This window comes from uncultured Microscilla sp. (assembly GCF_947493425.1).
Taxonomy (GTDB): Bacteria; Bacteroidota; Bacteroidia; order Cytophagales; family Microscillaceae; genus Microscilla.
The window spans coordinates 1-12,330 of sequence record NZ_CANLRP010000217.1 but is presented as its reverse complement, the minus strand read 5'-3'; the positions used below and the strand labels follow the sequence as shown (position 1 = coordinate 12,330).

At 43.8% G+C, this 12,330-nt stretch carries 8 protein-coding genes; 1 reads left to right on the top strand and 7 read right to left on the bottom strand.

Features of this window, described 5'->3' with window-relative positions:
• On the top strand, positions 1-209 hold a 209-nt coding region (locus tag Q0954_RS30015; protein ID WP_299464304.1), incomplete at its 5' end, for a hypothetical protein.
• 761 nt (positions 210-970) lie between these two features.
• On the opposite strand, the gene Q0954_RS30010 is transcribed toward Q0954_RS30015, so the two are convergent.
• The 7 genes from Q0954_RS30010 to Q0954_RS29980 all read right to left on the bottom strand — a co-directional run bounded on the left by Q0954_RS30010 (position 971) and on the right by Q0954_RS29980 (position 11,955).
• The gene (locus tag Q0954_RS30010) at positions 971-1,882 is read right to left on the bottom strand and encodes a type IX secretion system membrane protein PorP/SprF (RefSeq protein WP_299464301.1); all 912 of its coding nucleotides are present in this window, start codon (positions 1,880-1,882) and stop codon (positions 971-973) included.
• 4 nt (positions 1,883-1,886) lie between these two features.
• Positions 1,887-5,756, bottom strand: a complete 3,870-nt coding sequence (locus Q0954_RS30005; protein ID WP_299464298.1) for an IPT/TIG domain-containing protein — start codon at positions 5,754-5,756, stop codon at positions 1,887-1,889.
• Between the two features lie 384 nt (positions 5,757-6,140).
• Positions 6,141-6,614 (bottom strand): DUF4293 domain-containing protein, encoded by a 474-nt coding sequence (locus Q0954_RS30000; protein ID WP_299464295.1) that lies wholly within the window; start codon positions 6,612-6,614, stop codon positions 6,141-6,143.
• A gap of 273 nt (positions 6,615-6,887) precedes the next feature.
• Complete coding sequence (locus tag Q0954_RS29995) at positions 6,888-8,357, bottom strand: AIM24 family protein (RefSeq protein ID WP_299464293.1); 1,470 nt, start codon at positions 8,355-8,357, stop codon at positions 6,888-6,890.
• 107 nt (positions 8,358-8,464) lie between these two features.
• Positions 8,465-8,650 (bottom strand): hypothetical protein, encoded by a 186-nt coding sequence (locus Q0954_RS29990; protein ID WP_299464290.1) that lies wholly within the window; start codon positions 8,648-8,650, stop codon positions 8,465-8,467.
• 176 nt (positions 8,651-8,826) lie between these two features.
• Positions 8,827-10,407, bottom strand: coding sequence for a glutamate--tRNA ligase (gltX, locus tag Q0954_RS29985; protein ID WP_299464287.1), 1,581 nt, complete (start codon positions 10,405-10,407; stop codon positions 8,827-8,829).
• Between the two features lie 621 nt (positions 10,408-11,028).
• Positions 11,029-11,955, bottom strand: a complete 927-nt coding sequence (locus tag Q0954_RS29980) for a hypothetical protein (RefSeq protein ID WP_299464284.1) — start codon at positions 11,953-11,955, stop codon at positions 11,029-11,031.
• Between the last annotated feature and the right edge of the window lie 375 nt (positions 11,956-12,330).

Below are 12,330 nucleotides of genomic sequence, written 5' to 3'. Positions count from 1 at the left end.
CGGCGCCAGGCAATGAAATTTACTACGCTAGGGCAACCATAAAGGATTGCCCCTACAAAAGGCGTTTGAATGGGGTTCGACGCTACTCTTACGCCGTTGCTTGTGTCTTCACAAGCAACCAAATAGTCCAACCTTCCTTGAGTAGCAAAAACGCTCAAAATACTACGCGGCGCCAGGCAATGAAATTTACTACGCTAGGGCAACCATAAAGGATTGCCCCTACAAAAGGCGTTTGAATGGGGTTCGACGCTACTCTTACGCCGTTGCTTGTGTCTTCACAAGCAACCAAATAGTCCAACCTTCCTTGAGTAGCAAAAACGCTCAAAATACTACGCGGCGCCAGGCAATGAAATTTACTACGCTAGGGCAACCATAAAGGATTGCCCCTACAAAAGGCATTTGAATGGGATTCGACGCTGCTCTTACGCCGTTGCTTGTGTCTTCAAAAACAACCAAATAGTCCAACCTTCCTTGAGTAGCAAAAACGCTCAAAATACTACGCGGCGCCAGGCAATGAAATTTACTACGCTAGGGCAACCATAAAGGATTGCCCCTACAAAAGGCATTTGAATGGGATTCGACGCTGCTCTTACGCCGTTGCTTGTGTCTTCAAAAACAACCAAATAGTCCAACCTTCCTTGAGTAGCAAAAACGCTCAAAATACTACGCGGCGCCAGGCAATGAAATTTACTACGCTAGGGCAACCATAAAGGATTGCCCCTACAAAAGGCATTTGAATGGGGTTTGACGCTGCTCTTACGCCGTTGCTTGTGTCTTCATAAGCAACCAAATAGTCCAACCTTCCTTGAGTAGCAAAAACGCTCAAAAAAGGCTTCACACAAAGAGGGTGTTATCGACAAATATCGGTTTACTCTAAATTTTGGCGCAAGCCCACAAAAAAAGCAAGACACCTGCTCTAAGGCATCAGTGTCTTGCTTTTCTCATCATTGCAAAATTGAGATTAAAATATCTATCTTCTCCCCTTTCTACCCATTGCCAATCTAATCACCAATTCGTGGCTATCGTTGGGCAATTTTGCCGTAGGGCTTGAGAAGCTATACATGTAGTTCAAACTTACGTTGTCGCTGAGGCTAAAGCCTGCCAAAACAGTCAACCCGGTGTTTTGACGATAAATGGTGCCCAGGTTGAGTTTTTTCTGATAAGCTGCCGTTAGTCCCAGTTCCCATTGGTTGTTAAATCCTTTTTGCATGTGGTACAAAAAAGCGGGTGTAAACTCCCAGTCGAGGTCGGGCTCAAAGGTATAGCTCAACGAACCAATCATATAGTCCCAGGGGCTGTAAGGGTCTTTGCCATCGTTGTTTTTTACAAAAGGACGGGGCGCAGTAAAACGGGGCAAGGCAAGCCCCATTCTTAAGCCGTTAGACTCATAACCAAAACCAAAGCCTCCATCAAAACTCACCGAATTGGCGTTTTGCTCCATTACCAATGGGTCGTTGGCAGCGTCCAGGGCATTGGCATTAAAAGCGTTGTGTACCAAGCCCAACGACATACCAAAATACAGGTAGCTATCCAACCCGGTTTCCAGGCGATACCCAGCCGTTACTCTAGCTGCCAGGGTATTGATGGGTCCTTCACTGATGTTTACCACCTGCACTCCCATACTTGCAGGGTTGTCTTCCATGGCATGCTCATAGGTAAGCGTGGCAATAGTAGGGGCACCTTCTACCCCTACCCATTGTTTTTTTACTCCCAAAAATAATTGGTTTTGATCGTTACTGCCTACCCAGGCAGGGTTGTATATGTAAGGGTTGAGGTAAAACTGGTTTTGCACCGGGGCTACCTGCGCCTGGGTGGTAGTTGCCCATAATTGAGCAATGACTACCAGGGCACACACACGAAATATTTTATAAATCGAATACATTACTTTATTTGATTAGGGTGATATAACCGGTTTTACTTTCTTTTACTCCACGGGCACTCATTTGAATGTTGTAATAATAAATCCCTGACACCAACGAATTGCCATTGGCGGTGCCATCCCAAGGCGTTTCGTACTTGGTAGACTCATACACCAATTGTCCGGTTTTGGAGAATACCCTGATATGATAATCGGTGAGCTTTTCTATTCCTTCTATTTTCCAGGTATCGTTGATCATATCGCCATTGGGAGTAATTACTTTGGCGGGCTTGATATTGAACTGAAGCGCTTTGCTATCGTCTAACACCGTAAAGTCAGCGGTACTGGTAGCGGTTACCCCACTTACTTCCACGCTTATTTTACCCGTGGTAGCACCCGCAGGTACAGTGGCCTTAAGCTCGGTAGTTGTGCCTGCAATCACCACGGCTACAGTGCCATTAAACTTCACGGTGTTGTTATCGGCAATTGCATCAAAGTTGTTCCCAAAAATAGTTACTACCGTATCTTTAGCACCCTCTTTGGGGGTAAAATCGGCAATGGCTGGATCGGTAGCATTTTCGGTCACCGTAAAATCGGCGGTACTAGTGGCTATTTTATCGCCCACTTCCACACTTATTTTTCCTGTGGTAGCTCCTACTGGTACATTGGTTTTTAGTTCGGTAGTGGTAGCCGCGGTTACTACAGCTTCGGTGCCGTTAAACTTCACGGTATTGTTGGCAGCCACTGGGTCAAAGTTTACCCCAATAATGGTTACCTCAGTGCCTATAATGCCCGATTTGGGCGTAAAATCGGCAATGGCAAGGTCAGCCGCATTTTCAATGATGGTGAAATCAGCCGTGCTGGTCGCAGTTTTGCCACCTACTTCTACAGTTATTTTGCCCGTAGTAGCTCCATTGGGTACAGTTACTTTCAGTTCGGTAGCAGTAGCCGCAGTTACTATAGCCACCGTACCGTTAAACTTCACGGTATTGTTGGTAGCCGTGGGATCAAAGTTGGCTCCGGTAATCACCACCTCGGTGTCTATCGTACCTGCTTTGGGCGTAAAGTCAGTAATTACGGGATCAGAGTTATTAGTAGTAATAACAAAATCGGTAGCACTTGTGGCAGTCTTACCATTTACTTCTACAGTTATTTTACCTGTAGTAGCCCTGGCAGGTACCGTAACATCAAGTTGAGTAGGGCTGGCGCTGCTTACAATGGCTACGGTGCCGTTAAACTTCACCGTGTTGGCAGCAATGGTTGCCCCAAAGTTTTCTCCGGTAATCACTACCGCCATTCCTTCGTTGCCTGCACCAGGGGTAAAACTGATAATTTTGGGTAAAACTTCTATTATAAAATTTGCAGCACTATTGCCTGTTCCACCAGGAGTAATCACCGATATTTTACCCGTAGTAGTACCTGCGGGTACAGTGGCAGTAATTTTACTGTCTGATACTACATTGAATACTGTAGCGGTGGTGCCGTTAAATTTCACGGCAGTGGCTCCGGTAAAAAAGTTCCCCTGAATAGTAACTACAGTGCCTACGTTGCCACTGGCTGGAGTAAAGCTGGTGACTACCGGGGGATTTGCGGCTGATGCCACTCCATACAAATCAGACTCCCACAAACCACGTCCGTAGGTACCTGCTCTTAGTTTTTTAGACGAACGCTGAATCTCCAATTCTCTGACTACCACATTGGGCAACCCATTGCTAAACGCTTGCCAGTCACCCAGGGTATTGTTACGATAAAATATACCCACGTCGGTACCAATGTACAAGCTTTCGTCGCTGCTTACTTCATCAAGCAGAATGCAGTTGACAGGCAAGTTGGGCAAAGTGCCCGAAATATTTGTCCAGGAACTGCCCCCATTGGTAGACTTGTATACTTTTTTGCCACTTGAGTACCCAGAGATAGTTACCCATAATGTGTTAGGGTCAGAGGGTGACACCACTATATAAGTAATAGAACCACTTGATACAGGCAAACCTGCGGTGATATTTGTCCAGCTACTGGCATTGGTAGTGCGGTACATTTTATAGTAACTTGCTGCATAAATGGTATTAGAGTTAGAAGGAGCAATGGCTACAGCATTTAAATTGGCGGTACCTGTTTGTCCATTCGAGATATTAGTCCAGCTATCGCCTCGGTCGTTAGAGCGAAACACATCCTGATAGCCAATCACTATAGTTTTTGGGTCGCTTGGGTCTAATACATAAGGCGTCACCCAAGCACCTTTGGGTCTGCCTGGCACATTGTCAGAAATCGTTTTACGTGTTCCGTTTACTTTTCGTGTAACCTTGCCATTATATATACTATAGTATTGAATATCTTTGTCGGTAGGGTCAATGATACACTCCATGCCATCGCCACCCCCTATATTTGTCCAGGCAGTGCCTCCCCTTAGTTTGGTACCATTGTCTTGAGCCCCTGCTACTACATAGCTTGCGTCGGTTTGTGATACCCCAATTTTATAAAACTGGGTATGCACCATACCATTGGTGAGGTCAGTCCAGGAAGTTCCCCCGTTAGTGGTTTTATAAATTCCACCATCGTTGCACTCAAACAAAGTTCCGGTTTGCTGTGGGTGGTACATTAGAAAGTGCTTATCGGCGTGCACCACAGGAATGCCAGCACCGCCCCACGACCAGTGACTATTAAGGTTCCAACTAGCACCACCATCGGTACTTTTCCAGGTATTTACTCCTCCTACAAACATTTCGCTGGCATTGGTAGGCGATATTGCCAGTGTTAGGTCATACCAGCCTTGTCCTCCATTATCGCTCCCGTCCGATTTCCAACCTAACAGGTTTTTAGAGGCTTTGCTAAACTTTTCGGTAAACGAAGCTCCGCTATTGGTAGACACATAAAAACCCGCAAAACCATTATCATTACCGCTGTTCAATACTGCGACTAACCCATCGTTTGCGGGCGACACAGCAATGGCTATCCGGTTTACTCCGCTAAAATTAGTGCTTTTGGTCCAGCTGGCGCCGGTATCGCTAGATACGAACACTTGATGGGCACTACTACTCCCATCTCTTCCCGTGGCATAAATAGTAGCAGGTGCACCTGGTTTAAACTCCATATCTCTAAAATTACCCGTTTTGGTGTTTGTCCAGTTGCCACCAGCATTGGTAGTTTTATAAATACCCGACGAAGTAGCTGCAATCAAAGTATTGGCATCGGCTGGATGCATGAGCAATACAGAAATTTTGCGTCCCTGGCTCATTGACCAGTCCAACCCGGTTTTGCTCCAGTTGGCGCCTCCATCGGTAGACTTCATTACTCCAATGCTAGGAGTGTCGCCTCCGTCGGCATCTCCGGTGGCTATATATATGGTGTTGGTATTGGTAGGGTGAATGACCACAGAAGATACGCCAATAATGGGTAAGTTGTCGGTAAGGCAGCTCCAGCTATTTCCTCCGTCGGTGGTTCGCCAAAGACCTCCGGCAGGGGTACCTACATAAAAAACATTGACATTGGATGGGTGAAAAGCAACACAGTTGATACGACCTACGCCTTGGTAGCCGCCCGGCGAAGAATTAGGCCCCAGTGATGTCCAGTTGCCAGTGGTGTTGTTTGTTGTGCGTTGTTTGTTGGAGTTTGGGTGGGTTTGCAGGTATTTGCTCCACTCTTGTTGTTTGATGCCTGCCTGAGGAAAATTACCGTTGGGTAAGAGCCGTTTTTCCCAGAAGTATTCCCAACGTTTGTACTGTTTATAACCACGTCCTCGTTCGTAGGGGCGGTCTTTCCAGTAATTGTCAAACGATTTTTTTATTGTGTTAAAATTGGGGTTGGATTGTTGCATTTGTTGTGTCCATTCTTGTGCTTGTACACAGTGAACAAAACTCAGCCATACAACCAACGTTAGCAGTCTTTGTTGTAGTAGTTTCATTATAATAAAAATGTGGTTTGGTTAACTTATAGGCATAGATAGTACTATTGAGGGAGTGCTCTCAGTAGTTGTTTAGGAAGGGGCAATTTAAACCATGAGGATGAATAAAATGTGGGGGCGTAAGTATATCTCGTAATAAAGTATAAATATAGGAAAGCAAGGGTTTTGGTACTTGTGCAATAAAAAACTGGTTCAATTCATTGCAATAGTGGATCGGTTAATAAGCAATAGGTGTTGGTTATTTAACTATCAATTCAGTCTCAGGTAACTTGTTGATTTCTTATTTAAAAAAGGCATAGGTTATGGTCGTTAACTAAAAAGGCGAAATAATCAGTACTTTAAGTACTCGTTATTCCGCCTTTTTGTAGCAAATTTAAGCTTATTTTAGCGCATTCTGTCCGATTCGCGTACCAAACGCTCATCTTTTCGGATGTAACGATTTGCCAAAATATTGCAAACCAGGGCAATCACAGGCAAAAAGAAACCTATGCCAAAGCTTTTATACCCTATATTCATTCCTATAAACTTTTCTCCCTGAGAGATAAAGTACATAGTAAAGGCTAAAATACCCGCCATCAACAATGAGTTTAACAAGCCAAGTTTCATTTGTAATAAACGTTTTTTGAAGCTTGAAATAGAAAATACAGAGGTGACTGCGGCTAAAGCAGCCAAAATAGCCATATAAAAAGTAGGAGTTGTTTTTTGAGTTTTATCTTTAGCGGTAAAAGTCATTTTGGTATAGCTAAGCTCTACAGTAGCTCCTTGAGCATTGGTTTTTTTAAGTACCGGAAAAAAGAAGGTACAAACCATACACACTACCACCATAGACAAAAACACGCTTTGAACACGTTGTATCATAATTTCTTCTATACTTTTTAAGTCTCAGTTAAAAATTCGGTGCAAAAATAAGTAAATATTTATTTTAAGGAATAGTACCAAAATAAATTTACATTTTTAACGTCATCTTTCGCCGACAGAATTCGTTAAAAAAACTTGCCGTAGCGCTGCTATGACGCGTTTTTTTGCCTCTTCTGCCAACAAAATATTTTGGCGTTACTATAGAACTTTATTTTTACACCATTCCTAAGAAACTGTGCAACGACTTAAAAATATTTTTACAGCCTCTCTGGGCTAATCTTCACCATCTGTCAATGCCCTTATTTCGGGGGGTAGCAAATCATCATCGTCGTCATCATTTTTGGCTTCCGGCTTTTCTTCCGCTTTTTTGTCATTGGCTGGTGGTACATCCAAGGTCTCTCCTTCTGGAGGGTCTCCTTCACCAAAATCAGGCATAGGGGGCATATCGTCATCCATACCATCCAATGGCGGTAATTCGTCTCCCATATTGGGCAACTCAAGCTCTGGCGATTCGTCAGGTTCATTGGCATCAAACATAGCTACTGGCGGCAACTCAGGTGCTGTTTCAGTCACTGATGCAGGCTCTACCTGTTGCGTAATATGTTGAATAACGTGAGGGGTCATCTGGTTGGACTGTAGCCACAGCATCCCCGACCCACTAAACAATACCAAAATCACCGGATCGGCGTCTTGCAAACTTTCCAGACTTTGGATACTGTCCATGTCTAACTCTATAGAAGGCTCAAAAGCCACCACCGAAGCAAGGTTTACCCGAATGGCATCATCTTCGAGAATGCGTTCTACTACATCGCCTTTGGCTTTGAGAAATACCATGCCATCGCCCTCTAGTTTTTCTATGACCAAACCCTCGTCGTGGTGAGGACGCAATAGAATATCGGTTTCGGCAAAAGTACTTACTTCAGTCCCTTTGGCTGCCGCTATAAAACTCCCCTTACAAATATGTACCACCTTGTCTTCCAATTCGCCCAAATTAATATCCAACACGTGGCAAGGCTGTGCAGGTGCCAAGGCTACTTTTCTTATAAATTCGCTTTGATTGCTTAGGTGGGTAAATATACGTTCTGGTACAGGTTCGGGCTCAGGCTCAGGTTCGGTCATTTCTTCGTCAAAATCAGGCAAACCTTCCTCATCTATTCCATCCAGTTCACCACCAATGCTTTCGGGGTCAAAACCTTCAGGCAAACCACCTTCTCCATCAGGTGTAAACTCCCCATCGTTTTCTTCTTCATCATCTTGGTTGCCCCCACTTCCCAGCTTAATAGACTGTACTTTTTTGCGGGTGGCAGTCCAGAGCTTGCCCAAGAGGTTGCCCTTGCTGGGGTCTACCTCTTCTTCCGACTCAAACTCGGTCTCAGGCAACTCTTCTTCCCCTTCGTCTAAGTCGCCCATAATACTATCATCCAATCCTTCAAGTTCGGGGTCATCTGCGGCAAAGGGGTCTGCCTCGCCAAATTCATCCTCAAAACTCTCTGGTGTTTCGCCAAACTCATCACCTTCTAATTCACCCTCCAGCCTTCCTTCTTCGTCACCTTCCAGTTCTTCTTCTATCTCCTCCTCTACTTCATCTGCTCCATCGGTATTGCGTTGCTGGAGCGCTACCTCTTCATCAAAGTATAACAAAAAAGTCGCATCGGTAATGATGGTTTTTTCGGGAGGTAGGTTTACTTCCAGTATTTGGGTAAAGTCTCCAATAATTTTGTATTGTACCGAGTGCGATTTCATTGTTTGATTGATAGGTGGTTATTTATAATGATTAGGGCAGTTGATGCTATTTGCCACAGGGCAATCATTCCTTAGAGCTTGTTTAAATTTTCTCATTAAACAAGCGCCTACTGGTCATCAGTTTTTTTGTCTTTAGGCTTGTTGTTCAGCTTTTTATCGTCTACATTCTTGTCCAAAAACTCATTGATTTTGTCAATATTGTAGTTAAACTTAATCTCGCCAAAAGTATCTACTTCTACATTTAAACCTTCCAACTCAGGGTTTACCTTATTTTTCTTTTTTCCTTTGCTCATAGTATATGTTGTTATAGGGCTTTGTTGTTCCATTGTTTCGCAATGCATCACAAATTCAATGAACAACAAAGCCGTTTATATTTAACTTTCTATCAATACTACTGCTCAGCACAGTAAAACAGGCTGCCGCCAATAACTTCTCATTACTAAAAATGACCAACAGCCCATCAGTATGATTAGCTCACCTGTTGCCCCAAGGTATTCAAGGCATTTTCAAGGCGCTTAATCGTTTCTTCTTTGCCAATGATCTCCATTGTTGCCATTAAATCGGCACCTTTGCTCAAACCAGTTACCGCAAGACGAACCGCAGGCATTACTTTGCCTATTTTTACTCCTTTAGAAGTAAGAATAGCCTCCAGAGTTGTTTTAATATCATCGGCTACCCAATTGTCAAGGTTGGTCAAATGCTCTTTGTAGGTATCTACCACATCAGCAGCTTCACCAGTCCATTTTTTACGAGCCGTTTTTTCGTCATACTCGGTAGGTGTTACAAACAATACTTTGCCCTGAGGCAACCTTTTGCCTGAAGGCTCTAGTTTATCCCAAAAATCAGGAATGAGGGTTACCCTACTTTGAAACAGTTGTACAATTTGCAGTGCCTTTTCTGCACCAATGCTATCAACGGCTATGCCATTGGCTTTAAACACCTCCAACATCAAAGGCACCAGCTCTTCGGGCTTACGTTGTTTTATATATTCTTCATTGAACCAACAGGCTTTGTCATAGTCAAACTTGATTCCGGCTTTGGTTATTTTGGTCAAGTCAAAGTCTTTCTCTAATTGACTGATGTCAAACATCTCCTGGTTGTTGCCAGGGCTCCAGCCCAATAATGCCAAAAAGTTGAGCAATGCTTCGGGCAAAAAACCAGCTTGATTAAAGTTTAAGTAAGCTTCTCCTTTTTCGGGGTCAGCCCAAGGCATCGGAAACACCGGGACGCCGAGGTTGTCTGCCTGACGCTTGCTTAGTTTGCCTTCTTTGCCCGGAGGGTTGAGTAACAAAGGTAGGTGAGCAAACTGGGGCATGTCAGCTTCCCAGCCCAAAAACTGGTACAACAGCACGTGCAAAGGCAACGAGGGCAACCACTCTTCACCTCGGATTACATGGGTAATCTTCATTAAATAATCATCGACTACATTGGCAAGGTGATAGGTAGGCATGCCATCGCCTTTCATAATCACTTTGTCGTCCAGGGTAGAGCCGTGCACCATTACCCAACCTCGGATTACATCGTTGAAGCGTACTTCTTCGCGGTGGGGTATTTTCACTCTGATCACATAAGGTTCACCCGACTCAAGTCGCTTTTGCACCTCTTCGGGCGACAACGTAAACGAGTTGGTCATGTCCTTACGGGTAATGGCATTATAGGTAGGGTTTTTAGATTTCGCCGCTTCTAAGCGTTTACGCATGGCATCCAGTTCCTGTGGAGTATCAAAGGCATAGTAGGCGTGACCAGATTTTACCAACTGTTCGGCATATTGACGGTACATGTGTTTGCGCTCTGATTGACGGTAGGGGCCAAACTCTCCGCCATGTTTTGGCGACTCGTCAGGCACTATGCCCAACCATTCGAGGCTTTGCATAATATATTCTTCGGCACCTTGTACATACCTTGCCTGGTCAGTATCTTCTATTCTCAAAACAAAAGTACCTTCCTCTTTTTTGGCAAATAAATAATTGTACAAAGCGGTGCGAACACCACCAATGTGTAAGGCTCCAGTTGGACTTGGAGCAAATCGTACTCTTACAGGTTTATCCATTGCGTTTGTTCAAATCGTTTGCCTATGGGTCTATCCATTGGCATTGATTTGTTTGTCTTACATTAAATTAAAATAATACTTATCTTCTTTTTTCCGGTTTGCCGGATACATCGGGCAAAAATAGCAAATTTAGTTTAATAGTCCATACGAGGTTCTAGTACCTCAACCTCTGAATACCTGACACATTATTTCGGCGATATTCGCGCCCTGACTTTACTTCAAAAATATCGCGTAGCTCCGGTTCCGATATGCATCGGAATTGTAAACTAACTCTGCTCAATTAGCCGTTGGCAGAGCTCGGCACAGCAAAGCTGTAGCCATCGGTTTTTGAAGTTTGTCAGAGAACAAATCTCATCCTAAATAAATAGTGCATTTACTTAGAGGATAAGGTACTAGGGACTAGGTTTTAGGTATACCTTGTTCCCTAAGTAGCTACGCTTTTTCTATCACGTTTATTTTCAGTAACTTATAAAGAACATTAGCGGCATTCTCCGCAATCAGGGTGTCGGCATAGCCTCCACTAGGTAGACCCTGTTTAACTACGTTGAGGTCATCACAGCAAGCTATAAAACCCAGTACCTTGCAGGCACTCCTGACTAAAAAACTACCAACTAAAAAGAGCTACTTTCGCTTATAAAAATACAATACTGGCTCTATCTCGAACCGCTTTTCGCTGAGGGTATAATAGCCCGCCCCATCTAACTTCCAGGCGATAGACTCACCCTGAGGCTCATCTTCATAAGGCAAGCGAACTGGTGGAGTTTTGAGCACCTCTTCTATCGCTTCATTTTCTTCTTTTTGCCAATAATATATATTGCCATAGTCTTTAATAAGCACTTCGTTGCCAGTGGGCGAAATATCTCCTGCCACTATTTTATGCATAGGCAAGGTGCCAATAAATTCGAGCTTGTTTAGTTCGGTCGTAGATTGAGGGTAGCGTAATACGTACATCCGCACGTTTTCTTCACGCTTGGTCACAAAGAAAATATCCTTGGTGGCAGGGTCTATCATCATGGCTTCTACATCGCGGTTGCCATCCGGAAACTGAAAGCGAATGGTTTCGATAGCACTGTTTTCAATTTTCTTTTTTACTCCTCCACTTACTTTGCTTACATCAGGCTCTGGAAAGCGATAAATCATTTTTTCTTCATAACGCGCCTTGTTATCACCAATATCGCCCACATACAAATAGTTTACCCCCTTCTTAGGTCCAGGTCCAAGGGTAATGTCCTCCCAGTCACGGGCTTTGATGCCCTCAAGCTTGTACACAGCAAGGTGCTCTCCTTTATCGCCAATCAAAAATAAACGATTCTTGCCTCCACTATCATTGTGTGTCCACAAAGCGTGAGGGTTGCTTCGGCTTGCTACCAGACCTGAGGCTTCATCAATTTTTTTGTATTGAAGTTCACCCTGCCCCACGCCCAGCGTAAAGAGCATGCTGTCTAAAGGTATCTCATCATTGGGTGCCTCGCCTCGTCCCTTTTGTTGGGCACAACTCAGAGAAACCAGCATCAAACAGGCAATTATACTATTATATAAAGTCTTCATTCTAAAATGTTTGTAATTTCCGACGCAAAATTACATATTTATCAAACGGCTACGAAATGTAGCGAAAAAATAATTACGAATGGATCAATTACGAATTACGAATGGGCGCAAAGCTTTTTAATTACGAATTGGTCAATTACGAATTACGAATTGGCGCAAAGCTTTTTAATTACGAATGAGAGAATTACGAATTACGAATGAGCGCGAAGCGACTATGGTCTACAGACTACTAACTATGGACTAATATTCAATTACGAATTACGAATGAGAGAATTACGAATGAGCGCGAAGCCACTATGGTCTTCCATCTACCAATTTCATAATCTACTGATAATCAGGAAGCTATTTTTTGTATTTGATAGCCCATTCTTAGAG